Source organism: Paenibacillus hexagrammi (genome assembly GCF_021513275.1).
Taxonomy (GTDB): Bacteria; Bacillota; Bacilli; order Paenibacillales; family NBRC-103111; genus Paenibacillus_E; species Paenibacillus_E hexagrammi.
This window is the reverse complement of sequence record NZ_CP090978.1, coordinates 6,289,861-6,314,933: the sequence shown is the minus strand read 5'-3', so window position 1 is coordinate 6,314,933 and position 25,073 is coordinate 6,289,861. Positions and strand designations below refer to the sequence as shown.

21 protein-coding genes and 1 pseudogene are annotated in these 25,073 nt (G+C 50.0%); 5 read left to right on the top strand and 17 right to left on the bottom strand.

Translation table 11 applies throughout. The annotated features are described in order from the left end of the window. Nucleotides 1–30: 30 nt before the first annotated feature. Nucleotides 31–744, bottom strand: a complete 714-nt coding sequence (locus L0M14_RS28990) for an MBL fold metallo-hydrolase (RefSeq protein ID WP_235119859.1) — start codon at nt 742–744, stop codon at nt 31–33. A gap of 273 nt (nt 745–1,017) precedes the next feature. Between L0M14_RS28990 and L0M14_RS28985 the strand changes: the two genes are divergently transcribed. Both L0M14_RS28985 and L0M14_RS28980 read left to right on the top strand, forming a co-directional pair. Then, a complete protein-coding gene (locus tag L0M14_RS28985; protein ID WP_235119858.1) occupies nt 1,018–2,097 on the top strand; it encodes a M42 family metallopeptidase in 1,080 nt (359 codons plus the stop codon). A gap of 389 nt (nt 2,098–2,486) precedes the next feature. After that, complete coding sequence (locus L0M14_RS28980; protein ID WP_235119857.1) at nt 2,487–2,924, top strand: GNAT family N-acetyltransferase; 438 nt, start codon at nt 2,487–2,489, stop codon at nt 2,922–2,924. 402 nt (nt 2,925–3,326) lie between these two features. Here the strand turns inward: L0M14_RS28980 and L0M14_RS28975 are convergent, their stop codons facing one another. Both L0M14_RS28975 and L0M14_RS28970 read right to left on the bottom strand, forming a co-directional pair. Continuing rightward, nucleotides 3,327–4,199, bottom strand: coding sequence for an ABC transporter ATP-binding protein (locus tag L0M14_RS28975; protein WP_235119856.1), 873 nt, complete (start codon nt 4,197–4,199; stop codon nt 3,327–3,329). Between the two features lie 29 nt (nt 4,200–4,228). Further along, nucleotides 4,229–4,459 (bottom strand): annotated as a pseudogene (locus L0M14_RS28970) (iron chelate uptake ABC transporter family permease subunit); the annotation flags it as partial. A gap of 199 nt (nt 4,460–4,658) precedes the next feature. Between L0M14_RS28970 and L0M14_RS28965 the strand changes: the two are divergent. After that, on the top strand, nt 4,659–5,558 hold the full coding sequence (locus tag L0M14_RS28965; RefSeq protein WP_235119855.1) for a helix-turn-helix domain-containing protein: 900 nt from the start codon (nt 4,659–4,661) through the stop codon (nt 5,556–5,558). 79 nt (nt 5,559–5,637) lie between these two features. Here the strand turns inward: L0M14_RS28965 and L0M14_RS28960 are convergent, their stop codons facing one another. The 3 genes from L0M14_RS28960 to L0M14_RS28950 all read right to left on the bottom strand — a co-directional run bounded on the left by L0M14_RS28960 (nt 5,638) and on the right by L0M14_RS28950 (nt 10,001). Further along, the gene (locus tag L0M14_RS28960) at nt 5,638–7,683 is read right to left on the bottom strand and encodes a bifunctional diguanylate cyclase/phosphodiesterase (protein WP_235119854.1); all 2,046 of its coding nucleotides are present in this window, start codon (nt 7,681–7,683) and stop codon (nt 5,638–5,640) included. Nucleotides 7,684–8,232: 549 nt separating this feature from the next. Then, nucleotides 8,233–9,327, bottom strand: a complete 1,095-nt coding sequence (locus L0M14_RS28955) for a sensor histidine kinase (protein WP_235119853.1) — start codon at nt 9,325–9,327, stop codon at nt 8,233–8,235. After that, a complete protein-coding gene (locus L0M14_RS28950; RefSeq protein WP_235119852.1) occupies nt 9,324–10,001 on the bottom strand; it encodes a response regulator transcription factor in 678 nt (225 codons plus the stop codon). The genes L0M14_RS28955 and L0M14_RS28950 overlap by 4 nt, the downstream gene beginning before the upstream one ends. 215 nt (nt 10,002–10,216) lie before the next feature. On the opposite strand from L0M14_RS28950, the gene L0M14_RS28945 reads away from it, so the two are divergent. Next, on the top strand, nt 10,217–10,702 hold the full coding sequence (locus L0M14_RS28945; protein ID WP_235119851.1) for a hypothetical protein: 486 nt from the start codon (nt 10,217–10,219) through the stop codon (nt 10,700–10,702). A gap of 8 nt (nt 10,703–10,710) precedes the next feature. Here L0M14_RS28945 and L0M14_RS28940 read toward each other — a convergent pair whose 3' ends face one another. The 8 genes from L0M14_RS28940 to L0M14_RS28905 all read right to left on the bottom strand — a co-directional run bounded on the left by L0M14_RS28940 (nt 10,711) and on the right by L0M14_RS28905 (nt 19,693). Continuing rightward, on the bottom strand, nt 10,711–11,967 hold the full coding sequence (locus tag L0M14_RS28940) for an ATP-binding protein (RefSeq protein ID WP_235119850.1): 1,257 nt from the start codon (nt 11,965–11,967) through the stop codon (nt 10,711–10,713). A gap of 219 nt (nt 11,968–12,186) precedes the next feature. Next, entirely contained in the window at nt 12,187–12,876 is a 690-nt protein-coding gene (locus L0M14_RS28935; protein WP_235119849.1) for a Na-translocating system protein MpsC family protein, read from the bottom strand. 78 nt (nt 12,877–12,954) lie between these two features. Further along, the gene (locus tag L0M14_RS28930) at nt 12,955–14,742 is read right to left on the bottom strand and encodes a methyl-accepting chemotaxis protein (protein ID WP_235119848.1); all 1,788 of its coding nucleotides are present in this window, start codon (nt 14,740–14,742) and stop codon (nt 12,955–12,957) included. Nucleotides 14,743–14,972: 230 nt separating this feature from the next. Beyond that, nucleotides 14,973–15,509 carry a PadR family transcriptional regulator gene (locus L0M14_RS28925; RefSeq protein ID WP_235119847.1) on the bottom strand — a complete coding sequence of 179 codons (537 nt, stop codon included), beginning with the start codon at nt 15,507–15,509 and terminating at the stop codon, nt 14,973–14,975. A 192-nt stretch (nt 15,510–15,701) separates the two neighbouring features. Next, a complete protein-coding gene (locus tag L0M14_RS28920) occupies nt 15,702–16,496 on the bottom strand; it encodes an ABC transporter ATP-binding protein (RefSeq protein ID WP_235119846.1) in 795 nt (264 codons plus the stop codon). Next, nucleotides 16,496–17,401 (bottom strand): ABC transporter permease, encoded by a 906-nt coding sequence (locus tag L0M14_RS28915; protein ID WP_235119845.1) that lies wholly within the window; start codon nt 17,399–17,401, stop codon nt 16,496–16,498. The genes L0M14_RS28920 and L0M14_RS28915 overlap by 1 nt, the downstream gene beginning before the upstream one ends. Before the next feature lie 76 nt (nt 17,402–17,477). Further along, nucleotides 17,478–18,530, bottom strand: coding sequence for an ABC transporter substrate-binding protein (locus L0M14_RS28910; RefSeq protein WP_235123064.1), 1,053 nt, complete (start codon nt 18,528–18,530; stop codon nt 17,478–17,480). Nucleotides 18,531–18,715: 185 nt separating this feature from the next. Next, nucleotides 18,716–19,693: a Gfo/Idh/MocA family protein gene (locus L0M14_RS28905; RefSeq protein WP_235119844.1), complete on the bottom strand. Its 978-nt coding sequence runs from the start codon at nt 19,691–19,693 to the stop codon at nt 18,716–18,718. Nucleotides 19,694–20,055: 362 nt separating this feature from the next. Between L0M14_RS28905 and L0M14_RS28900 the strand changes: the two genes are divergently transcribed. Beyond that, nucleotides 20,056–20,427: a VOC family protein gene (locus tag L0M14_RS28900; RefSeq protein ID WP_235119843.1), complete on the top strand. Its 372-nt coding sequence runs from the start codon at nt 20,056–20,058 to the stop codon at nt 20,425–20,427. A gap of 474 nt (nt 20,428–20,901) precedes the next feature. On the opposite strand, the gene L0M14_RS28895 is transcribed toward L0M14_RS28900, so the two are convergent. The 3 genes from L0M14_RS28895 to L0M14_RS28885 all read right to left on the bottom strand — a co-directional run bounded on the left by L0M14_RS28895 (nt 20,902) and on the right by L0M14_RS28885 (nt 25,000). Then, a complete protein-coding gene (locus L0M14_RS28895; RefSeq protein WP_235119842.1) occupies nt 20,902–22,680 on the bottom strand; it encodes an ABC transporter ATP-binding protein in 1,779 nt (592 codons plus the stop codon). 121 nt (nt 22,681–22,801) lie between these two features. Further along, nucleotides 22,802–23,749, bottom strand: a complete 948-nt coding sequence (locus tag L0M14_RS28890) for an alpha/beta hydrolase (protein ID WP_235119841.1) — start codon at nt 23,747–23,749, stop codon at nt 22,802–22,804. A 300-nt stretch (nt 23,750–24,049) separates the two neighbouring features. Next, nucleotides 24,050–25,000, bottom strand: a complete 951-nt coding sequence (locus L0M14_RS28885) for a DMT family transporter (RefSeq protein ID WP_235119840.1) — start codon at nt 24,998–25,000, stop codon at nt 24,050–24,052. Between the last annotated feature and the right edge of the window lie 73 nt (nt 25,001–25,073).

Here is a 25,073-nt window from a genome sequence, read left to right as displayed (position 1 = left end):
CGATCCTCATTTCCAACTTGTTGTCGTTCATTACACTACTATAATCTTTCGGGTTGCTTCTTCCAATGCCGACTCCATCGCAGCAACCGGATTGGACACCATCCGCCCGTGCCCGACTGCTAGTAAACTTGGTTGTAAATCCTTCAGTCTCCTCGCGCTTTCCAGAGAGCTTGCCTTGTTCCAAGTTGCCATTGCCGGAAACGGAAACCAAGGCTTCATTACACCTGAAACAGCAATCCCCCCACGGACTTGAAAGGCATCGCCGGCGATCAGAGCCCGGGTGCGCAAATCTAGAAAAGCCATTGAGCCCGGTGTATGTCCAGAGGCGTTTACCGCTTGAAGCGAGCCAATGCTGTCGCCGCTTTGCAGCTGGACATCCGGCTTCGTTTTGATGGATTTAGGTACATCCCCTCTTATAGGCAAGTTCGGTTCTCCCTCATTCAACGACCGATCTCCCGCCAGGAGCTTGGCGTCCCTTTGTGAGATGTAGACCTTCGCATCGGGCAGCGCTTCTTTTAATCCGTCTAAAGCTCCTACATGATCACCGTGTGCATGCGTAAGTGCGATGCGGGTAATCGGTTTGCCGATTTGCCGAGCCGCCTTAAGAATCCCTTTTACGGAAAAAGGAAGAGCCGCATCGATAAGAGTTAGCTCCCTCTCCTCTTCTACCAAATAGCAATTCACAGGAAAAATTCTTGGCATAAAAGCAATTTGAATCAGCTTACCATCCTTGGTTATCTTCATAACGTACACCTCCGCTAAAACTCATTATAGTAGTATAATAACTAACTACATTAGTTTTGTAAAGAGGCGAATGTTCTGTTGTTCTGTTGTTCTGTTTGTCCTCAGAATGCTCTTGATTTTCCATCGATCTGCTCTAGATCTACTCTAACTATGTTCCTGCTAGCTACTTCTCCTTACCTATGCCCCGGTGACAGTACGCATGGATAAGCCCTACTATGCTAAAATAAATCCGTGCAACTACCTTAACTCTGGATTGAAATGAGGGCTATCCATATGAACGAGAATACGTTGGAACTGTTCCGCACACTCACGGAGATGCAGGCGGCGCCTGGGTTTGAACGAGAAATTCGAAGCTTTGTACGCGGTGAAATGGAGAAATACACGTCAGAAATCGTAATGGATGGGCTAGGCAGCATCTTCGGTGTCAAGCGAGGCGATGAGAACGGCCCGCGTATCATGGTAGCCGGTCACCTGGATGAGGTGGGCTTCCTCGTGAACGGCATCACCGAGCACGGCACCGTCAAATTCCAGCCCCTCGGCGGCTGGTTTAGCCAAGTTCTGCCCGCCCAGCGTGTGCAGATCATGACGGACCGAGGGCCGATCATCGGCGTGATCGGCTCAACGCCCGTGCACTTGCTTGACGATGCTTCGCGCGGCAAGCCCATGGACATCAAGTCGATGTTCATCGACATCGGCGCAGAGAACCGGGCCGATGCCGAGGCCATCGGCGTTCGAGTCGGGCAGCAGGTCGTACCCGTCTGCCCGTTCACACCCTTAGCCAATCCGAAGCGGATATTGGCTAAGGCTTGGGACAATCGCTACGGCGTCGGCCTCGCGATTGAGCTGCTCCAGGAGCTTCACGCAAGCGGCGTGAAGCTTCCAAACGTCCTGTACGCCGGTGCCACCGTACAGGAGGAAGTCGGCGCGCGGGGCGCACGCACCGCGACGCATCTGATCCAGCCCGACTTGTTCTACGGGCTGGATGCGAGCGCAGCCGGAGACGCCACCGGCGACCGGCAGGCTTTCGGCCAGCTCGGACGAGGCGCGCTGCTGCGCGTGTTCGACCCGACGATGATTACCCATCGCGGGATGGTCGAATTCATATTGGATACGGCGGAAACCTATAAAATACCGTATCAGTATTTCATTTCGGCCGGCGGCACGGATGCCGGCGTCGTCCATCAGCAGGGAATCGGCATTCCCTCTGCAGTCATCGGCGTGTGCGCCCGGTACATTCATACATCGGGATCGATTCTGCATGTAGATGACTACGCAGCAGCTAAAGAGCTGCTGGTCAAGCTTGTGCAGCTCAGCGATCGCTCGACGCTGAATACGATCCTCAATCAAGCTTAAGCTATAAAGGTACCTCAAGCTACACAGCGAGCATTTTTACCCTAGAATCACCAATTTCAGGGTCTAGGGATTTTGGGATTTTAGGGCTCTGGGGCTCTGGCGTTCTGGCGTTCTGGCGCTCTAGAATCTCGGGTGATGGACATTCTAGGCATTCTAAAAGGAGCTAAGCACATACCTGCTGCTTAGCTCCTTTTCCAACTCCATATTCATTTCTTTTTGCCGTAGACACTCTCTCAGACTCTTATCATATCCATTCGGGAACAGCCTCTTATTTCGCGAAGAAAGTTACATTTTCAGGATGTTTTACTGTATAATAGAACTTATGTTCCAGTTTATGGCAACATTTATCATTTGCTCTATTATTTATTGTTAAAGAAAGAAGGCTGCTCATGGATTATGTCATTCGCGAAGCTGTATCAGAAGACACCAAGGAAATAAGCAAGTTAATGTCTCAATTGACCGGCAAGGTCATCGCGCCTCTACACATTGAAAACAGGCTTCATTTTATCCGTTCAAGTCCTTTTGATTCCTTATTCGTTTGTGTGGAGGACGGATGCATTCAAGGAACTCTCGGGTTTCGAATCCGCGAGAACCTCGAAGAGGTGACCCGGTACGGAGAGGTTTCTGTCATTGTTGTTGACGAAGAAGCCAAGCGGAAGGGAATTGGGCGAATCCTGATGGAATATGCAGAACAGCTGGCTGTAGAGCATGAGTGTGTGGGACTATGGCTGGTTTCCGGCTTTCAGCGGGAAGATGAAGCCCACAACTTTTATAAGCAGTTGGGCTTTGAGGAAACAGGGTATCGTTTCGTGAAACGTTTTTTATAACCCTATTCATAGGCTCTTTCCCTTTATTTTTTGAACTCTTTCCTACATACATACTTAGCTCCCCCTCACCACTTGCCACCGTTATACGCAGTGAACCACCCACCCGGCTTGTACAAAAGCAGCCCCGGAATCGAAAACGGATCCGGATTGGCTTTGGTTCAAGCTGCGATGGCTTCCCTCGGAATCTACTACGGGCTCCTACTAAAGTTGGCCTCTGTCGAGATCTAGCGAAGATGATGGCCCGAACTAGCGGAAGTGGATCGCGGTTAAGAATGCTTCGTGCAAAGAAAGCGCAGCTGCCAAATCGAGCGTGGCATTCATGCGCTTTCAGGATCCGTTTACTGGGCTCTATCCCCCATTACACATTCCTTACAGATAACACACGCGGCAGTACTCCGCAGCTTACACAGGCTGCAGCGCTTTGCCGGCTTCCTCCGCTTGCTGATTCTCCGATCGGCTGCCGGTTCTGTCCGCAGCGCCGCTATTTGGCTCGGATGCCAGCTCAAAGGGCAAGCAGAGCGGTACGCCTGTGCGAGGGTCGGGAATGATGTCGGCCTCGATGCCGAACACTTGACGCAGCACGTCCTTCGTTACCACTTCCGCAGGCGAGCCCTCGCTTACCACCGTCCCGCTCTTGATGGCTACCACATGGTGTGCGTAGCGTGTAGCGTGATTGAGATCGTGGACGACCATAATGACGGTGCGCCCTTCTTCCTCATTCAGCTTCTGGAGCAGCTTCAGCACTTCAAGCTGATGAGCCATATCTAGAAACGTGGTAGGCTCATCCAGGAACAAAATATCCGTCTGCTGGGCAAGCGCCATAGCAATCCACGCCCGCTGCCGTTGTCCCCCGGACAACTGGTCCACAGGACGATCGTAGAACATATTCATCCCCGTTACTTCAATAGCCCATTGGATGATATCCTTGTCGTGCTTCGTTAAGGAGCCGAAGCCCTTCTGATGCGGGAAGCGGCCGTAGCCTACCAATTCGGACACGGTCAAGCCTTCAGGCGCCGTCGGATTCTGTGGAAGAATAGCCAGCTGTTTGGCTACTTCCTTCGTCGATTGACGATGAATGGACTGTCCGTCCAGATACACGCCTCCGCCCTTGGGTTTCATAATCCGTGCCATGGTCTTTAAGATTGTCGATTTACCCGAGCCGTTGGCACCGACTAGCGCCGTAATTTTACCGGATGGGATCGATACGTTTAAATCCTCGACAATTAATCGGTCTTCATAGGCAATATCAAGCTGTTTGGTCATTAAACGGTCCATTGTAAACTTCTCCTTCTCTCCGTTATTCATTAGGCTCTAGCCTTTACCGGCAAATACAAGAAGTACGGTGCGCCAATAACGGCCACTACAATACCGGTTGGAATCTCTGAAGGCTGCAATATCCACCTTCCTATCGTATCGGCAACAATCAGCAGCAGCGCTCCTGCAAGTCCTGCCGCCGGAAGCGAATATTAATGCCTGGCACCGACCAGTCTTCTGGCCGGATGAGGGCCGAGAAGCCCGATGAAGCTGATACCTCCGCAATTGCCTCCCACTGAATGCATGAGCGCGCTGCTCCTGTATTTAATGATAATGATTATCACTTTCAATATTCTTTATGATAGAGGCACCTCGCTTGTTTTGTCAATGTTTTCTGCTGTTAAGATTGACTACTTCCCCTTATTTTGCGATAATGATAATCATTATCATTTATTAAACAATGAATGTGAGGTATCTGACGTGAAATCTCCTTTAGGAACAAGCCCCAGCCTGCCCACTTCCTGTCCAGGACTCAATCTTCGTAAAGCCCATAGACATTTGGAATTTTCCGGTCTTGCTTCTTTAACGATAGCCGGGGTGTTCAGCGGTACCCTGCAAGCGGATGAAGAGGTGAGAAATTACAGAACGCCTGCTGCCGCTTTTATCATGATCACCCAGGGCGCAGGTTATATACGCTGTAACGAGACCTTTTATACCGCGCAGCCGAACAAGATCATCCATGTAGGCAAAGACATGATGATCCACATGAAGGCCTCAGAGGCCCCGCTGACCTATTTCTTCGTCATGTACCAAGCAGGGCTTCCAGACCTCATGCAAAAGTCGAGCTCTTTGCATGCCTCGGAGGAATCCCCAGCCCAATCGCATTATGAACTAAGCTTGGTATCCGCCGAATACCTGTCCGAAACCTTTCACCATATGCTCAAAAATTGGTCGTACCCCGGCATTCTGGAGAAAATACATACGAAAAAGCTTTTTTACGAAATCATATATGAGATGTTCGCTCAGCTTCAAGAGCAGCTGCGTGGAGTTAAGCATGAGGATCCCGTTGCCCAAACCATTCAATACATTGAGGAGCATTACATGCAGCCGCTCAGCTCTGACTCACTAGCCGCGCTTGCAGGCTACAGTACAGGCTACTTATCACAGCTGTTCAAAACCCAAACCGGTTACAGCCCCATCGATTATTTGATCCGCTACCGAGTTAACAGGGCGAAAGAGCTGCTTGCAAACTCTGCTTATTCCCTAAAGGAAATCGCTGCGCATGTCGGGTACGCCGATGCCAGCTATTTCAGCCGCATTTTCAAGAAAATTGAGGGTATTTCCCCTCATCGCTATAAGCTGTTCCGATTGAATCGATAAAATTGCTTAAATTTTCATATCTACAAAAAAGGCTGCTCGGCCTCGATCTGAACTAACAGATCTGCCGATACAGCCTTCTTTATATAGACTCACTTGGGACGTGAGCTTCGAGTTGCTTCGCTTCAAACCAACGGCTCATATCCGCTGACGACATCGGTTTGCCATAATAATATCCTTGCATGATGCTGCAGCCCTTGGAGCGCAAGAATTGAATTTGCTCCTGCGTTTCCACGCCTTCTGCCACCACGTCCAGATCCAGGTTCTGAGCGATGGCGATAATGTTGCTGATAATGGCCTGCTTGGATCGCTGGTCACTATTGCGAATGAAGCCCTGATCGATCTTCAGCGTATCCACGGGGAGCTGGTCCAGACTTCCTAGTGAGGAATAGCCGGTTCCGAAGTCATCCAAGGATACCTTGACCCCAAGTCCACGCAGCGCGATCAGCTGTTCGATCGTATTGGCTACATCGCTCATGGCGATTGATTCTGTGATCTCGAGTTCAAGATGCTCGCCTTCCAGCTTGGAGACATTCAGCGCCTGCTCCACCATCTCATAAAGCAGCTGGCTTTCGAACACTCGGATGGACATGTTGACGGAAATGCTCACCTTCATCTCATTGCTGTCATGCCAGTGTTTATTCTGACAGCATACTTCTTGGATCATCCACCGGGTGATCGGAACGATCAAACCGGTATCTTCCGAGATGGGGATGAATTCAGCTGGAGATATCATTCCTAATCGGGGATGCTGCCAGCGGAGCAGTGCTTCCATACCGACCAAGCGATCTGTCCTCGAATCCCATTTGGGCTGGTATACGATTTTAAACTCCTCATGCACCAAAGCTTTGCGCATGTCCTTTTCGAGCTCCATCTTGCGCGTTTGCGTGCGGTTCATTTGCTCATCGTAGAAACGGTAACGGTTCTTCCCTGCTTGCTTTGCACTGTACATGGCCGTATCGGCTGCCTTGAGCAGAGACACCCTATCCGTACCGTGATCCGGAGCCAAGCTGATCCCGATACTTGCGGTCACATACAGTTCATGCTCTCCTACAAAATAAGCCTGCTTCACAATCTTCAGCACATTCTCGGCAAGAGCTCGAATTTCCTGATCATCCGTTTGGCTGCTGATAATGAGGAACTCATCACCGCCAAGTCGAAACAATGTTTCGCGGGAGGTGATACTGTCTCTCAGCCTTCCCGATACCTGCTGAAGAAGCTCATCCCCGTAATCATGCCCGAGTGTGTCGTTAATCGTCTTGAAGCGGTCCAAATCAATAAAGAACAGTGCGCCTCCCGGCGGGTTTCTAAACTTTTCTTCAAAGTAGCGAAGTAAATCGTGCCTGTTCGGCAGATTGGTCAGAGGGTCGCTGTAGGCCATCCTCTCAAGAACATGCCGCTCAAAGAAGATAGCCCCAAGCGAAACTGCCAGCATAGAGAAGGTCGCCACGACCACGCCTACCAGAAGAAACAACTCGCCTTGTCCCGAATCGGGCATCACCATAGGAGGGAGAGTTCCCTGCGTGTAGGTGTACCGAACTGCTGACATGCCTGTGTAGTGCATGCCGCTGATCGCGATGCCCATTAATATCGCGCAGAAAAGCTTCGTTACGCTGAATTCCGCGGCATGGCGTAGACGGTGAAATAAATATAACGCCGCGTAGGAAGCAGCCAGCGCAATGAGCACCGACAGCGACCAGCGAAGAGGGTCGTATGACATCTCCATATCGCCCTTCATAGCCGACATGCCCATATAGTGCATAATGACGATGCCGCACCCCATCACCGCCCCGCCAATTCCATATCTGGAACGGCTTGAGTGCTGCCTCGCTGTAATTTGAAAGGCGATAAAGGATGCAATAATACTACCAAATGAAGATATAACCGTAATGACCGGGTCATACGTTACCGGCATATTTAGATGATAGGCCATCATACCGACGAAATGCATGGACCATACACCGCTCCCCATGACAAGCGATCCGGCGCATAGCCATACAGTTCGACTCTTGCCTTTAGAACGGACAATTTTGCCTGCAAGGTTCAAAGCTGAGTAAGAGGCCATGACGGCAATGATCACAGAGAGTAAAATAATCCAGCCATTATAATGGCCTTGAATAGTTTCCATTAGGTGCACCTACTTCAGCTTGAGTACGAAACTATGAAAAAAGTCAGACATGATTTCAAAACTATCTCCTTATTATACATTTTTCGACAAAAAATACACGTACTTTTTCTTTTGTAAAGGTGTCTATCTCCTGAATTTTACAAGGCTCTACTAGGACATTAGTTAGAAGCTTTGAAAGAATCTAGTTCCTACTACCTTTTTAATTATCTGAATATTTACAATTTTATAAAAATAGGTTACTATACAGGTAGATGAACGGAAAGGGGATAGTCCAATGAAGCAGGTTAGCGAAGCATGCCCTCCCGATTGATCCTAATAAAGAGGGAAGGAGTACCGAATAGTCAAGGTTATTGAAAGTAAGATTTTGAATTTCGGGGCATGTGGGTATGGAAATGCATGACACTACGAGGAAAGGTTGTACATTTGGGGTAAGATCGTTCATTACAACTCGCAAGTTCGCCATTGATAGGAGAGTGTCTTTGTACAATTGAATACGTCCAACGAAACATAGGGATTCCGGTTATCATGGATAAGCGGGATCCCTATTCATTATGCTGTCTCCACGGCAGGCTCGTCGTAAGACACAGGCAGCTTCACAGTGAAGACCGTCCCTTCGCCGATACGGCTCTGCACCGTAACCTGCCCGTTGTGCATCTCAATAATTTTCTTCGCAATCGATAGCCCCAAACCGCTGCCGCTTTGCGTCCGCTGCCTCGCTTTATCCGCTTTGTAAAAACGCTCAAAGATGTGAGGCTGGTCTTCCTCCGCAATCCCGATTCCCGAATCCGCGATATGGACAACCGCAAGTTGATTCTCATTCTCGAAATCCAAGCTTACACGGATCGTTCCGCCAGCAGGGGTGAACTTAATCGCATTATAAATCAGATTCGTCCAGACTTGGCTGAGCAGTTCTCCATCGCCTGTCAAGCTGCCCGGACTCAGTTGAACGTCCAGCTCCAATTCTTTCTCCTGCCACTGCGGTTCGCAGGCCAGAATGACATGGCGAAGCTGCTTATCCAGCCGGAAGATTTCGGGCTCAAAGGGATGCTGCTGCGATTCGAGCGACGTCAGCTTCAGCAAGTTATCGCTGAGCTTGGATAATCGCCTGCTCTCCGCTTCAATAATCTCCAAGTAATGCTTCCGATCCTCCGGTGAAATATCGTCACTTTGCAAGGCCCGCGAGAATCCGCTGATCGAGGTAAGCGGCGACTGGATTTCATGAGATACGTTCGAAATAAACTCCTGACGCATTTTCTCCATCTGTCCCAGCTCCACAGCCATGTCGTTAATGCTCTCCACCAGCTCAACAAAAGGTCCGTTATACGGATTGTTCTCAATGGATACATTGAAGTCTCCCTTGGACATCCGCCGAATCACATTGATGATGGCTTCAAAGAATCTCATTTGATGCGAGCGGAAGTACCGCCCCAGTATCGCCATGGTCAGTCCCCAGATCAGCATGCCGCCAATCGAGTTAATTAACTGCTTGAGCCACTCTCCCGGCTGCATCCTAAAGTACGCATATAGCCATTCCGTACCGAAGAACACCGCTGTCCAATACACGATAATCAGGGTAAATATGCCCGCGGCAAACAGAAAGCTGCGAAAGCGATGCTTCCTCTCTTCTCTGCTCCTTGCCTTCATGAGCTCGTGACCTCCATACGGTAGCCGAGCCCCCGGATCGTGCTGATCCGGAACGAATACTGCTCCTCCGGAAACCGCTCCCGAAGCCGGTTAATATGCACATCGACTGTACGTTCGTTGCCCTCGTAATCGTATCCCCATATCTGCTCGATGAGCTGATCCCGCGAGAAGGTTTTGCCCGGGTAACTCGCCAGCTTATACAGAAGCTCGAATTCTTTGAGCGGCAGCGTCATACTTTCGCCATTCACACTCACCTCAAAGGTCTTGCGGTTCATGATCAGCTCGCCAATCTGGACCGTCTGGGAGGCCGCGATTTTGTACCTCTTGAGCAGTGCCTTCACCCGCATCGTCAACTCCAAAGGTTCGAAGGGCTTCACCAAATAATCGTCGGTGCCTAGCTCAAAACCTTTGACCTTCTGAGATGTCTCGCCTTTAGCTGTAAGCATCAGCAAGGGGAAGTCGTAATGATTTCTAAGCTCTCTGCAAAGCTCCCAGCCGTCCATGTTCGGCATCATAATATCTAATATCACCATGTCTACCTGAACCGTTTCCAGCAGACTCAGCGCCTCTATTCCATCAGCAGCTTCCACAATGGAGAAGCCTTCCTTTTGCATGAATACACGAACCAACTCGCGAATAAACGGATCGTCATCGACAATCATAATGTTAGCCATCTCATCAGCCTCATTTCTACCGGCAATCCTAAGGTTTAGCTTACCCTAGTTCCCATGATGAGAACAATATATTCCCTTTATATAAACTCAATATAAAGTGAAATTATTGATAAAGCTTCAGAGGTACTAACCAAACTGTCAGAGGTTTTTTATAGCCTGTATTTATGTTACATTTTGGAGAGGGGCTTTTCACTACGAACAAGGTGGGTACTGTGATGCAAACAAACCTATTGGAAGCTTTTGAAAAGATGCAAACGGTAGAAGAACTGACGGCATTTCAAGCGGGCATTACGAGACAAGGCTTTTCAGGCTTTAAACCTTTTTTGGACAGCTTTACCGAGCTGCTGAAGACGGCAAAAGACGGCGATCTGGAGCGAATCGAGGCTCTCCTAGCCAAAGCATGTCACCTGTTCCCTGAGCCTGCCGCCTTCAGCCCGTCCTGGGAGACGGTATGGCAGCAGCTAAGTGACTCAGCAGCCGCTAAAAGGCAGGTGCTTCAGACCGTTGCTGAATCGGAAAGAGAGGGAGAATGGCAAATTATTATGGATAACCCTCATGCCGTTCAAGAGGTTGTCTGCTATCCCGGCCTTTCCTTTCAGGATGCAGCTTACCTGTATGCCTACTTCCGTCCTCAGCTCGAGAAGTCGGAATACATCCGCATGCAGAAAATCCAGACACTTATTCAAGAGACAGGCAGCTAGCGCGGGCCTTATGGCAAGCGGGACAATCGTATAATGGCGATCGTCCCCTTATTCTCTTCACTCTCGAACCGGAGTTCTCCCCCCATCGCTTCGATGATCCGAAACGCAACCATCAGCCCGAGCCCCGTCCCCTTCTCCTTCGTTGTGTAATAAGATTGGCCCAGACGTTCGACCTGCTCTTCTGATATTCCCATCCCCTGGTCCATGACATGAATATGAACGTCCAGCCCCGAGGCAAATGCTTTCACCTTCACACTTTTCCCCTCATCCGTAGCTTCTACCGCATTTTTGATAAGATTCATCAGCACCTGTTTCAGCTTCTCATGATTCCCTTTTACCCAAAGCTCACTCTCGAGCTCCGTCTTATAAATGACTCCATACATCGCCGCATATGACTGAATAAGGACATCTATCGTCTCTATCAGGTTCGATATCTCTATGTGCTCTTCATGTCCAGGATGCGGATCTGCCAGGTTTAAATAGTCCTGAATAATCGACTCCGTTCGATCCAACTCACTGATGGCCGTGGACATATAGCCCTGTACTTTTGCATCTGCGGAGGCCTTGGCGACCTGGATAAATCCTTTGACAACAGTCAGCGGATTACGGATTTCATGAGCCACTGAAGGTGCAAGCTCACTGATAATATGAAGTTGGTCAGCTTGTTGCTCGCTCATCCGTTTACCCATAAGCTCGACGATACTCTCGATGACATAGAAGCAAAGCCAGGTTAGGAGGAGCTGAGAAACACAGCTAAGCACTAGCTTAAAACCGAACGATTGAAGCTGCTCTAACTTCCCCCTGCTTTCTAAAAAAAGCATCAGCAAGAAAAACATATACAGATGGGAGAACGTCACTAGCCCCAGCACCATGATCAATCTTCCGCTTCGCTTCACCTTCTGAAACCAAGAACCGGCAAAAAAAGATAGCGCAGTGCATGCTAGATTACCCATGATCGCATAATACACAGCATCTCCACCGATCCAGCTGCGATAAAAGACAGCAAACAGCAGTGCAGTCCCCCCGGCATAATGACCGCCATACAGGATAGCCAGTATAAGAGGTGTTATTCGAAAATCCCAATGCATACTTTCTGATAAAGGAATCGGAAAAGACATACATACCGTGACAGACAGTCCGCTTAGCAAGCCTAACAATAGGCTAGAAATCACTCCTTTCTTCACATCGCGCTGCTTGAGTACATACAGTTGAATGGCAATAGCCGGTAAAAGCACTGTTAGGCACTGGAGCCATACATCTTTCATTTCATCTCTCCTATTAGTAAAACTCCACGCAAAAAAGCCCAAATAAGGACCCACATTGCAGTGAGTCATTATTTAGGCTTATGTCCAGCTTCCTTGCTGAAGCATTGCTGCCTCTATTCAATTGGTTGAGCTGTTTAGGCTAAGGTATCTATTGCGCAGGTGCAAAATCTTGCATCTTCAAAGAGACGGCTTTATATCCTTCTCCCGACCTGTATCATATCACATACAGAACACAATCACACTCTTGTTTTTCTCAAAATCCCAATCTACGAAGATGTCATGCACCCTGCTGCCCAGTATCGCTTCAAAATGATTGTTGTTGTGCAGCAAGGCTTTTTCCAGCGAACGCTTTGCAAGCTTCAACGTCTCGGCCATCCCCATACGGATGAGCTCCCTTTCGATAGCAACTAGAATGCCTTCTCTCTCTACGATCACCGTACGCGGATTAACCAAATGGGAGAAGATATCGTCCGGCTGTTTCTCGGATTGTTTGCTAAGGTTGATGATCTCTTGGTGAAGAGCGTCCCTCATGGCTTGAGGTTGTCCTACTGCGTTTTCCTGTGGAAGCATTTCTGTGTCTCCGCTCATCACAACAAACATAGCCGATCGATTGTGAAGACCCCAGTCATAATAAAAGCTGCCGATCTCATAGCCGGTTGTAATTGCCAGATACGCTTTGATCTCCGGGATTAAGCTCGCCATAACCAAATCTCTGGTTTTCTGTAAGATCACCTCTTCCTTCTGAGCCATCAGCACCTTCTCTGTAGGTGACATAAACCCGCGGATATACACGGTGATATAGGGTTGTCCAATTGCGACAAATACGGACTCCGGCCCCTTACCAAAATGACCGCGCAGCAGCTTGCCTATGAAGCTGGAGGCATCGGCCTGCATGTTAGCTGTATCCATGTACCGGCATTCCTTTCCATGATTGGATTGTGCCTACTCAACTTGCGCAATATGCCTCAATCCTATACTTGAATGCCATTATACTTGGAAGCGGCTGAGCTGCTCCTCCAGTCCTTGAATCATTCGCTTCAAGCTATCCGCTGCCTGTGAAATTTCGCTCATCGTGGCGAGCTGCTCTTCGGATGCGGCTGCGACGCTTTGTGAGTGGGACGCATTGCCCTCAGAAACACCTGTCATCTCTTGCAGGGAAGACGCTACTTGCTCAGACCCTGCTGACATTTGCTCAACTGCTGCGGATACATCCTGCATCTCGTCGGCAACCATCTGCGAAGAACGAACAATGCCGCCGAAGGTCTGCCCAGCTAAGGTAACGACATCGATACCTTGGACTACTTCTTGCGCAACTCCATGCATGACCTCAACCGATTGCTCCGTATCCTGCTGAATCAATTGAATCAGCTCCGAGATCTGAGCGGCCGATCGGGTAGTTTGATCAGCTAGCTTGCGAACCTCAGAGGCAACAACCGCAAAGCCCCGTCCATGCTCACCTGCACGCGCTGCCTCAATGGCGGCATTCAAGGAGAGAAGATTCGTCTGGTTGGAAATCTCTGAGATCATCCCAGATATTTCGCCAATTTCTCTGGAACGGTCCCCTAGCCTCCTAATCGTGACGGAAGAGGCCCTCACCATTTCATTAATGTGCATAATCTGCCGAATCGCCTGCTGGATGGACTCATCCCCTTGCGAAGCTGCGCCAGCCGTCTGGATGGACAGCTCCGTGACTTGAGTCGTAGATTCGGCTATACGCTGTACCCCGCTCGACATTTCGCTCATGGAACGCGAGCTCTCCGCTGAGCTGCGAAGCTGCTGCTGCGCCCCTTCGGCAACCTTCACGATCGAGGAGGCAATCTGATCGGACGCCCGAACCGACTGCTCCGAGCTTGCAGATAGGGATTCCGCCAGCTTGAGAATGCCGGCGCCCATCTGGCCCGATCGGCCTATCAAATCCCTCAGATTGCTTGCCATCAAATTCACAGAGGCGGCAACCTGGCCGATCTCATCCTTGGTAAGCTGCTTCATCTCAGGAACCCTTAAATCCCCGGCGGCAATACTAGATGTAATTTCATACATGTGATGAATCAATTTCATTCTGCGTCTGATTAGCAGGTAGAAAGTCAGCATCCCTACCAGAACCGAAGCCAAACAAATCGAGATAACGGTAACCTTTAGCTGCTGCAAAGGCTTATTGAACTCCTCGTAATACGCTCCGATGCCGATTACCCAATCCCAAGGCGCATAGTAATCGATATAAGCGATCTTCGCCCGCGGAGCCGGGTCATCCGCATTTTTCCAGGCGTAATCCAAATATCGTTCTTCCGGATTCGCCAGCTTGGATAGACGAACATATTCGTCTACAAGCGGCACCCCGTTCGCATCTCGCGAGTCCTTCATATCCTTGCCGACGGGAAGTGTTGTAGATAGGGCGATCTGGCCTTGAGTCGTGTAGCCAAAGATGTAACCTTGATTTCGATAGACAAAAGACGATTTGGTGATATCCCGCTTGGGTTCAACGGATTGCATCAAAGGGCCGTCGATTTGGATGCGCGCAAGCTCTTGCGCCTCCTCTTTGGTCAGCTTGCCGGCCTTCACCTCATCATCCAAATGTTGAATGACCGATTTCGCTCCGGACACGATATCCCGCATATTCTGTTTGCCGGCTTGGATGAGCTCATGCTCCGCATATACATAGGAGATGATGCCAATCGCGCTGGCGCTGGCTAAGACAATAAGCGTGACAGCAAGCACCAGGTGAAAAGAGAAGCTCTGATGCAAGCGTAATTTGTTCTGATCTTTCGTTGTATGCATGGCTGCCTCCTATACTTGTAGTTATATAATAAGGAGGTAATTCCATGCGTGAATGGCTGCCACCTGCCGGAGAGGTACAAGCAAGTTTTGGATGGAACGACTAGTGGAGCATTAGCACCACTTCTGGCAAAAAAAGAAGCCTTCAAAGGATAAGGCTTCCTATTTGTCGAGGACAATTTAGAAGAAGCCCTTTAAAAGGCTTCATTATCATGATGTTAATCATTTTATCCTCAAAGCCTGCTCTTCACCCATTCGCACCACTCGATGTTCGCCCTCAAATCAAGCAGCGCCTTCTCCAGCAGCACGTAGGGACCGAAAAGCGGGTCGCCGAGTGTGAGCTCTTGGAGGGGAATCACACTTTCTTCAGCTGTTATCTTCATTCGTTCTTCGCAGAACTCCGCCATCTTCCTGTAATACGCTTCGCGTTCTTCCACAACCTGTTTGGCCTTCTCTGCATCAACCATCCCGATACAATAAATCTTGAGAAGCAGCTCATCACGGTGGACAGGCTCACCGGTAGGCTGATGAATCCATGTCCGCAGAGCCTCTTGACCGGATGAGGTAATGGAGTATACCTTCTTGTCCGGCTTGTCCGTCTGATGGACGTGCACGTGCTGCACAAACCCGTTCTGCTCTAATTGAGCAAGGAGCGGATAGATTTGGCTGTGCTTGGCTTTCCAGATTGGCTGAATGTGCTGCATAAGCTCGTAACCGGATTTGGAGGAACGAGTAAGAATACTTAGTAAACCATACGAAAGTGTGTTCATGTGCTTTTCTCCGTTATGTCTGCGTAGTTTTTGTACTGCCGTACCTATCAATTACTCAAATTATAGAAAAACACCACCTCAAGATCAATGGAATTTCATGATAAAAAGCCCCAAAGATTATGTGGATCATAATCAATGGGGCTTCTATATGCTTTGTAGTCTTATTAGGTTTGATTTAGGCTTACATTTCTCTTAACCAAGGACAACCCGATCGTCGGACAGTTTGCTGCCGCTAATCTGCTCGAATTCACCGAGCAGCTGCTCAACCGTGAGATGCTTCTTCCGCTCTTCGTTCACGTCGAGAATAATGCGACCCTTATCCATCATGATCAGACGGTTACCTAGTCGGATCGCCTGCTCCATGTTGTGAGTGACCATGAGGGTGGTTAATTTCATCTCACGCACAATTTCGTCGGTAAGCCGTGTGATCAGCTCGGCTCTCGCCGGATCCAGCGCCGCGGTATGCTCGTCGAGCAGCAAAATCTGCGGCTTCGTGAAGGTCGCCATCAGCAGGCTCAGCGCCTGCCGTTCGCCGCCGGATAGCAGCCCGACCTTCGCGCGTACGCGATGCTCAAGGCCAATGCCGAGCCGCTTCAGCTGCTCGTGAAAGAACTTGCGCTTGTGAGCCGTAACCCCGAAGCCAAAGCCGCGCTTCTTGCCGCGCATATAAGCCATAGCGAGGTTCTCCTCGATGCTCATCCGTGGAGCTGTTCCGGCCATCGGATCCTGGAAGACTCGGCCGATCCAGCGGCTTCGCTGATACTCGGAGAGCTGTTGAATAGCCTCTCCTTCGATACGCACATCGCCGGTATCCGGCGTCATCACGCCTGAGATGATATTCATCAGCGTGGATTTTCCCGCTCCGTTACTGCCGATGACAGTTACGAAATCACCCGGGTTCAGCTTCAGGTTGATCCCGATCAACGCGATTTTCTCATCCGGCGTGCCAGGGTTGAACAGTTTGGAAACGTTAGAAAGCTGTAGCATTAGCGGGCACCTCCCTTCGGTCCTGCAGCAGCCAGAAGCTCTGCCGAGCGCTTCTTGGCCATACTCTTCTGCTTCAAGGAACGCTGAACGGAAGGCAGCACGAGCGCGATGATCACGATTAGCGCTGTGATGAGCTTAAGATCAGAAGCTTTCAGCCACTCGACCTGGTAGGCGATAGCAACAATGATGCGGTACACGATGGAGCCCAGCACCGCCGCAAGTGTAGCGAAAAACACCGAACGCGCGCCAAAGATCGCTTCACCGATAATCACCGAAGCCAGACCGATGACGATCATACCGATTCCCATGGAGATATCGGCAAAACCCGACTGCTGTGCGATTAATGCCCCGGACAGAGCCACCAGTCCATTCGACAAGCTGACGCCTAGAATGGTGGTATTGTCCGTATTTGCTCCAAAGCTGCGAATCATCCGAGCGTTGTCGCCTGTCGCGCGCAAAGCCAGACCGAGATCTGTTTTAAAGAACGCATCCAACAGGACCTTAGCAATAATGACCACGATAAGTACCAGAAGCATCGGGGAAACGGAGGTGAAGATCGTGTCTCCGCCCAGCAAGGAGATGTTCGGCCTGCCCATAATTCGCAGATTAATGGAATACAGTGCGATCATCATTAAAATCCCGGACAAGAGTCCGTTTACTCGTCCCTTCGTATGAAGGAGACCTGTACAGGCTCCTGCCGCAAGACCTGCAGCAAAAGCAGCCAAGCAAGCAAGCCATGGCGAAACACCATGCGTAATCAGGACCGCGGCTACCCCGCCGCCCGTTGTAAAGCTTCCGTCAACCGTCAAGTCCGGAAAATCTAGAATGCGAAACGTGATGTAAACGCCAAGCGCCATCAGAGCGTACAACAATCCCAGCTCAATAGCTCCCATGAAGTCAGGCATGTCGGATTCCTCCATTATTGTGATTAGTAATGAAAAGGAGTGAACGAAGAGCCGCTCACCCCTGTTTCCGATTCAATTACTGAATAATGTTCTTTTCTTGGTCTTTCACTGCTTTTTTCATGGCATCGGTTACTTCGATACCTTGTGCCTTAGCCGCTTTGAGGTTCAAAATCAAATCCAGCTTATCCGGAACGGATACTTTCAGATCGCCGACATTTTTACCGTTTTTCAAAATATCAACGGCCATTTGTCCAACTTGGTAGCCATGATCATAATATTTGAAGCCGACAGTCGCGAACGCGCCTTTTTCTACCGTATCTCGGTCACTGGAGAAGAAAGGTATATGCTTTTCGTTAGCAACCTGCAGGATCGCATCCACGCCGCTTACTACCGTGTTATCCAGCGTGATGAAGAACGCATCAGCTTTACCTACCAGAGATTCAGCTGCCTGCTTCACTTCGGATGTGTTGGTAACAGGCGCTTTAACCAGCTTGATGTTGTGCTTCGCCAGCGCATCTTCTGCATTTTTGGCCATAATCACGGCGTTTGGTTCGCCTTCATTAATAACAACACCGACTGTTTTCACATTCGGAAAGTTGCCCGCTACGAAATCCATCAGCTGTTGAACGGCTGCAGGATTCGTATCGGAAGCACCAGATACATTGCCGCCCGGCTTGTCGAGGTTGCTGACAATTTTAGCTGCAAGAGGATCTGTTACAGCTGCGAACAGCACCGGAGTCTTCTTCACTTGCTGTACAACGGAAAGCGCCGAAGGAGTAGCGATACCGAGTACCAAATCGTTGTCAGCTGAAGCCAGCTTTTGAGCGATGGACAGGTTATTCGCTTGGTCACCCTGCGCATTGTTGTAATCGACCTTCAGGTTCTTACCTTCCTCAATGCCTGCATCTTTCAGTGCTGCCAGGAAGCCGTCACGCGTAGCGTCCAAAGATGGATGCTCTACAATTTGGGAAATTGCGATTTTATACGTTTTCGTCGCCGCAGCTGTTGCCGCAGGCGTTGTGCTTGCGCCTCCTGCCGCTTGATTGCCGCTGTCAGCCTTCTGTCCGCAGCCCGCTACCGCCATGAGCGCTGCCGATAATACCAAGGAAACTAATGCTTTTTTCTTCATCATACTCTTACCCCTCTTTTCAAAATATACCCTTACCTTGCAAAGATGGAACGCACAAACTCTTTAACGCTTTCGCTCGTCAAAGCAAATGCGTATGGGTCGACAAAAATCGAAAATTAGCCAAGCTGCTGCCTAGTTATAATTAACCATAGTTTAATTGCCTGACACGTTTCCGTCAATTCTTTTTATCTATAAAAGGACTGTAAGAAAGCATCCATCACTCGATTCGTTCGGGCAGCGCTGATGCCTGTGCTCGGGCTTTGTCCCATTCCCCTTAGTTCATTTACAATGAGCTGAATCAAGGGCTGCTGAATATGCGGAGGGTTGGCAATCGTGAACTGCTGCACCTCTCCATTACTCCGTTCGACCCGGATGTCTTCACCGAAGGTGGAGAAGGTAATTTTGCCCTCACTGCCTATGATTTCATTCTCGTCGATCCTTGCGTAGGCTTGAAAGCACCATGTCCCCATACCGGTAATACCGGAGGCAAATCGATATGTACCTGAAACAAGATCCTCCGCCTTATGCTGACCTGCCTGGTTTAGCGCAAATCCTGCCGCTTCTTCGATCGGACCGAGCAGGTAATCCCATATATCCAGCGTATGACTGGCCAAATCGACAAATAACCCCCCTCCGGACAGCTCCGGCTGGACCCGCCAAGGCAGCGCTTCGCCATCCCAAGGTCTTAGGGTCTGCAGCTGCATGGTCCGAACGAAGCGTACATGGCCGATCACGCCGCTGTCCAGCATACGTTTGATTTCTTGAAAGCGCGCCAGCCCTCTGCGGTAGTAGGCTACATAGAGCGGAACGCCGGCGGCTTCGCAAGCCTCTATCATTTCCACGCATTCGCTGTAATTACGAGCCATCGGCTTCTCTACATAAACCGGCTTGCCCGCACGGGCCGCCATCAACGTATAGTCGCGATGAAAAGCTGGAGGCGTAGCGATATAGACTGCCGTTACATCCGGGTCATGGATCAGCTCTTCCGCCTGATCATACCATTTGGGCACGCCATGTCGGCGTGCATAGTCTTCGGCTAAATCTCCACTGCGTCTCATCACGGCCACGAGCTCGGAGCCGTCTGCTTTTTGCAGCGCCGGACCGCTTTTTACCTCTGTTACGTCACCGCACCCGATAATGCCCCATTTGACTTTATCCATCATGAAATGGCCTCCTCTTCAACCGGATATTTCCCGGAAAATAGTTGATACCTGTATTCGACGCGCACTTCATTGTTCCTTGTATGAAAAGTCAGCCTGCGGCTAGGTTTGTTTGTTGGAAAAGTAGGAGGCATTTGCGAAGCGAGAAGCTAGTTTGCCTTTCACGTGACCTTTTCAACAGTTTCATTGTCTGGTGAAAGTTAAGTTGTGGACTAGGAATGCAAAGTTCTGGATTGGAAGATTCGGTGTTAAACTAACTGGCAGGTTAACGGAGTAACCGTGGATTCTAAAGTCAAAGAAGAATTAATTGTTATATAATGTATTCTATATTGAAGAACAATCTGTTTAAGTCTAGGAGGTTTGAAATGAAGGTCAAACGAATCGTCGCCAATATAAATACGAAGGACATCACGGCAGCTAAATGCTTCTACCAGGATGTACTCGGTCTTAATTTAATGATGGATCATGGTTGGATTAGAACTTATGGTTTAAACGAGGAGATGAGCATTCAAATAAGTTTCGCCTCACAGGGTGGATCAGAAACGCCTACGCCTGATCTATCGATTGAAGTGGATGATGTCGATGCTACATTAGAAAGCATGAAGAGATCTGGTTTTCCTATAGAATATGGGCCTGTCGATGAGCCTTGGGGAGTTAGACGATTCTATGTCCGCGACCCGTTTGGTAAGCTTATCAACATTCTCACTCATGAACAAGGGCTATCAATCAGTACCTAGTGCATAGTTTAGCGCGAAAAACTGCTACTTCCCAGACCCTGGAAATAAACTCGAGCTAATACGAGATAACCAGAGCTGGTCTGCTGTGTTAATATGTTCCAAGGTGTGCAGAAGCGAAGGGAAAACGTTTTTTACTGGTTCCTCCAACAGCACTGCTGGTAATCCTTCAAGATGAGCAATTACTTTATGAATAGACCAACAATTAATAAAAGATCGATATTCCCCAGAATCCCACTAATGAATTATAATTCAAACAATTTAATAAATTCACAAAAAATAGTTGTTCGATAATTGTAACCATGATCGAAAAATTTCCTCTGTATTGCGTTACGCTAACTATGGGAGACGATAGTTGAACGATCAATCTACAACTTACGTCTCATTCAACACTCAAAACGCAAAAAAACGCCCCGCCCTAAAAATAGGTGCGAAGCGCCCAATCCCCGCCCCTACAAGGGCGTGAAGCGTGATTCATTAATGTGCAGCGGAACTAGCTTGGTGCTGAAGCTGCTGCTCAGCAAATTCCCGGTACAGCTCATGATGGTCCAGCAGCTGCTCATGGGTTCCGCTGCCGGTGATGCGGCCTTTTTCGAGAAAAATGATTTGGTCTGCGTCCACAACGGTGGACAGCCGATGCGCAATGACCAGCGTGGTGCGGCCTTGCATCAGATTGTTGAGCGCCTGCTGCACAACGATCTCGGACTTGCTGTCGAGGCTTGATGTGGCTTCATCCAGCATGAGGATCTTCGGATCTCGCAACAGCGCTCTGGCAATGGCAATGCGTTGCCGCTGCCCGCCCGATAGCTTGATGCCGCGTTCCCCGACCTGCGTGTCATAGCCATCCGCAAGCTCCTGAATGAATACATCGGCGTAAGCCATCCGAGCTGCACGCTCAAGCTCCTCCGGCGTCACTTCCCGCTGCATGCCGTAACAGATATTATCTCGGATGGTGCCGGAGATCAGCGGACTCTCCTGAGAGACATACCCGATCTGACTTCTCCAAGACTCCAAAGAAAATCGTTCCACCGAATCGGAGCCTAACCGGATGCTTCCGGCTTGCGGAGAATAGAAGCGCTCAAGCAGCGCGAACAAAGTGGTCTTACCGCTTCCGCTTGGCCCCACAATGGCCGTCACTTTGCCGGCATCCATGGTGAAGCTGACACCCTTCAGCACGGGTTCTTCCTGTTTGTAGCCGAAGATTACGTTCTCGAGGAGGATCGGCTGAGCCGCATTCGTAACGGTATCGCCGGTATATGGATCCTCTTCCTGATGATCCAGCACGTCAAGAATTGTTTCTGTTGCGCCCATCGCCTTCTGCGCTTGATTAAAAAACTGCGTAATTTGCGTAATCGGCATGACGATCTGGAACAAATACAGCATGAACGCAACTAGCTGCCCCGCTGTAATGGCCCCCGAGGACACGCGCATGCCGCCGTACCCAAACAGAACCACCAACAGCATCAGCATCACGAAGGAGATCAAGGGCGCCATCATCGCCTGAATTTTGCCTTCCTTCAGTCCAAAACGGAACAAACTCCGGATCCCTAAGCTGCCTTCCTTATACTCCACCGGTTCCGCGTTAGCGGCTTTGACCAAGCGAATCTCGGATAAAACGCGGGTTAGCGTCGAGGTGAAGCTCGCCGTTTCCCCTTGCATACCCTTCGATACTTTATACATCTGTCTGCCTAGCGGAAACAGAATCAAAAACGCGATCGGAAAGACGCTGAACATAATCAAGGTCATTTTCCAGTCCATATACATAAGCACAGCAATAGAGCCAATAATCGAAATGATGCCGGTGACAAATCCCGTCATATGCTCGGTGATAAGACCTTTAATGACAGAGGTATCATTGGTCATTCGGCTGACCGTATCCCCTGTTTTGTTCTGATCGTAGAAGGAAACTGGCAGGACGAGCAGCTTTTTCCACAGCCGATCCCGAATCCCCGCCACGATATGGTGCCCGGCATAGTTCAGCAAATAGACGGAAATACCCGAAGCGATCGCTTGCGCCACGAATGCGCCCGCCATGCCCACAATTTTGCCTGTGCTGAGCGAGCTGATGGTGAAGCTATCCACCACATTCTTCGTAAACAGCGGGATCACAAGCCCCACTAAAGTAGAAATGATACTCAGTGCCAGCGCGATGCCCAGGATGAGCTTCGGCGGTTCGGATTGCCGGATTAAATGCAGAAAGGCGCGCCAGTCAGTGCTTTTCACAGTGTTACTTGTGTTTCTATGATGATCCCTCATAAGGCCTCTTCTCCTTTATCATGGTCCGATTTGTACCCATATAGCGTGGACCGCAATTCGTACTTGATACTAGGAGTATAAGAGACCTATATAAACGGAATATAAACAGCGTTCCCTTCCATCACCCTCCAGATGAGCTCTCAGATATCCCGGCGTAGAAGAGCAAATAATCCTTCACATGAGCGGACCAATAATCACCATCATGCTTTCCGGCCTGCAAATGGTACTCCGCAGTAACTCCGCGGCTAAGTAACAGCTTGTAGAGCACTTCCGTCCCTTCATAAAACCGGTAGCTATCCTCGTCACCGCAATCCAGATACACTCGCATTCCCTGCAAATCTTTCGTTTGGGCTAAAGCAATCGGATCCCGCTCCATCCTAAGCGTCTCATTCGGATATAGCCAGGCTTTCAAGCCGCCCGCATTCACAAACGTGTCCAGCCAAACGGCCGGACTATGTCCACCCACTTTGCTGAATAGCTCCGGGTGTCCGAAGGCCAGATGCAAGCTCGCGAAACCGCCCATGGATAAACCGCCGATAAACCTATTCTTCCGGTCCGCTAAAGTCGGATAATGGCTGTCGATGTAGCCAATGACATCCTGGTACAAATAATCCTCATACCTGCCCTCATCCATACAGCTGGAACAAGCTCTTCTCGTCGTATCCGCAGTATTGATTCCGTAGCTGTTATTGATTTGCGGGGAGACAATAATTAGTGGAACAATCTCTCCAGAACCGATCAGAGCATCAGCCGCTTGATCCGTGCCAAGCCCCGGCAGCCAGCCCTGCTCGTTACCTGTATAGCCATGAAGCAGATACAAGACGGGATAGCGCTCCTGTGATTCTGCTGTATAACCCGGAGGCAGGTAAACGTTCATCCTCATCTCCTGCTGCAAGGACTTACTGAAAAATGTCACTGAATGGACTCCAGGCTGCATGAGCTTCGCTTCTTCCGTTACAGAAGCCTGCGCAGAGGCTGCAGCTGCAGCTGGCTGCTCCGCTTTATGGCTGCAGCTTACAAGTGACAGCATTGCCGTCAAGATCAACAGTCTAGCTATTACACCGTACATCCAAGTCCCCCTTGTAAAAATACCCATTTTTTACCACAATAAATGGGTTTATGCTTGGCGTCAATAGGTAAGGGTTTGTGGTCGTCTTATTTGGTACGCGCGGGTTTCAGTTTCAGGCATACTTATGACTGCCCTTGTCTTAATCGATACTTCTGAGCACAAGGAAGAAGTTATAGATATGAGGCTCTTACCGCAGACGTTCCGCTTGTAACTGACAACCGTAAAAAAATTCAAAAAGGCTCCGCACATAGCAGAGCCTTCAAATTCGTATTCGTTCTCTTCTATAGAAGAAACTCAAGCTCACCGCTGTCTGGACAGCTGAATCAGCATCACCCAAATGAGCACAAACCCGACCAACTGAGCCACTGTAACTGGTTGGTGGAAGACCAGCCAGTTGATGATTAATCCAATGGCCGGGAAGAAGAGCTCCGCTAGCGTAGCATACGAGGCCTTCGTTCCAGACAGGCCGCGATAGTACAAGAGCAGGCTCAGCAGCCCTGGCAGAAATGCCTGCAGCAGGAGGTTGCCCCCTACGGCAAGCCAGTCATGGGCGCCGACCAAGGGCTGCAGGTCACTTCCGCCCACCGAAGTCAGGGCGAACAGCAGCGGGAGTGCGCAGGCAAAGCGCAGCGCAGTCACGGTCTCGAACTGCATCTTGCCCAGCAGCAGTCGGCCCATCACTGTGGAGCCGCCCCACAGGGCAGCGGCTCCGATCGACAGCAGGCCGCCGACCGCGGCCATGCCGGACAAGCTGCTGACCGGGCTGCCTAAGCCGAAGGTCAGCAGGTAGGTTCCCGCTAGCGCCATGAGCAGCAGCAGCGGGAACTTGGCAGGCAGCGACTCTTTCAGCAAGAGGCGCGCCATAAGGATAGCGAAGAGCGGCTGCAGCTTCTGAAGCAGCAGGACGGCATTCGGATCGCCATGGGCGAATGCCGATGTAAACAGAATGGTGGCGAGCGCCGAGCCGCCCCATGAAATAAAGAGCAGCGCGCCCAGATGGCTAGCGCGGAGGCCCTTCAGCTCGCTGCGGTGCAGCCACAGCACAGGCAGCGCGTAGATCATCAGCAGCAAATGCTCGAAAAGCACGATTTGCGAAGAAGTAAAGTACTTCAGCAGCAGGATGCGGAACAGCGGATCGATCCCCCATAACGCAGCACCAGCCGCTACCAGCCATATCCCTCTCCTTGTGTTAGCAGCCGTGTGTGTCCGTTCACCGGTCACAGCGGCCCCCATGGCCAAACTTTTTTCCATATTCAACGACCTCCTGCGGCTATCCGAATTCGAATCGGAAAAGCCTTGTAATGTGGGTTGAATAGGACACTTC

Bases quoted from the DNA above. Each gene is read 5' to 3' on its own strand.
- L0M14_RS28905 (WP_235119844.1), bottom strand. From the start codon at position 19,693: ATGATGGATAAAGTCAAATGGGGCATTATCGGGTGCGGTGACGTAACA.
- L0M14_RS28910 (WP_235123064.1), bottom strand. From the start codon at position 18,530: ATGAAGAAAAAAGCATTAGTTTCCTTGGTATTATCGGCAGCGCTCATG.
- L0M14_RS28900 (WP_235119843.1), top strand. From the start codon at position 20,056: ATGAAGGTCAAACGAATCGTCGCCAATATAAATACGAAGGACATCACG.
- L0M14_RS28985 (WP_235119858.1), top strand. From the start codon at position 1,018: ATGAACGAGAATACGTTGGAACTGTTCCGCACACTCACGGAGATGCAG.
- L0M14_RS28990 (WP_235119859.1), bottom strand. From the start codon at position 744: ATGAAGATAACCAAGGATGGTAAGCTGATTCAAATTGCTTTTATGCCA.
- L0M14_RS28885 (WP_235119840.1), bottom strand. From the start codon at position 25,000: ATGGAAAAAAGTTTGGCCATGGGGGCCGCTGTGACCGGTGAACGGACA.
- L0M14_RS28945 (WP_235119851.1), top strand. From the start codon at position 10,217: ATGCAAACAAACCTATTGGAAGCTTTTGAAAAGATGCAAACGGTAGAA.
- L0M14_RS28975 (WP_235119856.1), bottom strand. From the start codon at position 4,199: ATGGACCGTTTAATGACCAAACAGCTTGATATTGCCTATGAAGACCGA.
- L0M14_RS28940 (WP_235119850.1), bottom strand. From the start codon at position 11,967: ATGAAAGATGTATGGCTCCAGTGCCTAACAGTGCTTTTACCGGCTATT.
- L0M14_RS28935 (WP_235119849.1), bottom strand. From the start codon at position 12,876: ATGGATACAGCTAACATGCAGGCCGATGCCTCCAGCTTCATAGGCAAG.
- L0M14_RS28895 (WP_235119842.1), bottom strand. From the start codon at position 22,680: ATGAGGGATCATCATAGAAACACAAGTAACACTGTGAAAAGCACTGAC.
- L0M14_RS28890 (WP_235119841.1), bottom strand. From the start codon at position 23,749: ATGTACGGTGTAATAGCTAGACTGTTGATCTTGACGGCAATGCTGTCA.
- L0M14_RS28925 (WP_235119847.1), bottom strand. From the start codon at position 15,509: ATGAACACACTTTCGTATGGTTTACTAAGTATTCTTACTCGTTCCTCC.
- L0M14_RS28920 (WP_235119846.1), bottom strand. From the start codon at position 16,496: ATGCTACAGCTTTCTAACGTTTCCAAACTGTTCAACCCTGGCACGCCG.
- L0M14_RS28980 (WP_235119857.1), top strand. From the start codon at position 2,487: ATGGATTATGTCATTCGCGAAGCTGTATCAGAAGACACCAAGGAAATA.
- L0M14_RS28950 (WP_235119852.1), bottom strand. From the start codon at position 10,001: ATGGCTAACATTATGATTGTCGATGACGATCCGTTTATTCGCGAGTTG.
- L0M14_RS28930 (WP_235119848.1), bottom strand. From the start codon at position 14,742: ATGCATACAACGAAAGATCAGAACAAATTACGCTTGCATCAGAGCTTC.
- L0M14_RS28955 (WP_235119853.1), bottom strand. From the start codon at position 9,327: ATGAAGGCAAGGAGCAGAGAAGAGAGGAAGCATCGCTTTCGCAGCTTT.
- L0M14_RS28915 (WP_235119845.1), bottom strand. From the start codon at position 17,401: ATGCCTGACTTCATGGGAGCTATTGAGCTGGGATTGTTGTACGCTCTG.
- L0M14_RS28960 (WP_235119854.1), bottom strand. From the start codon at position 7,683: ATGGAAACTATTCAAGGCCATTATAATGGCTGGATTATTTTACTCTCT.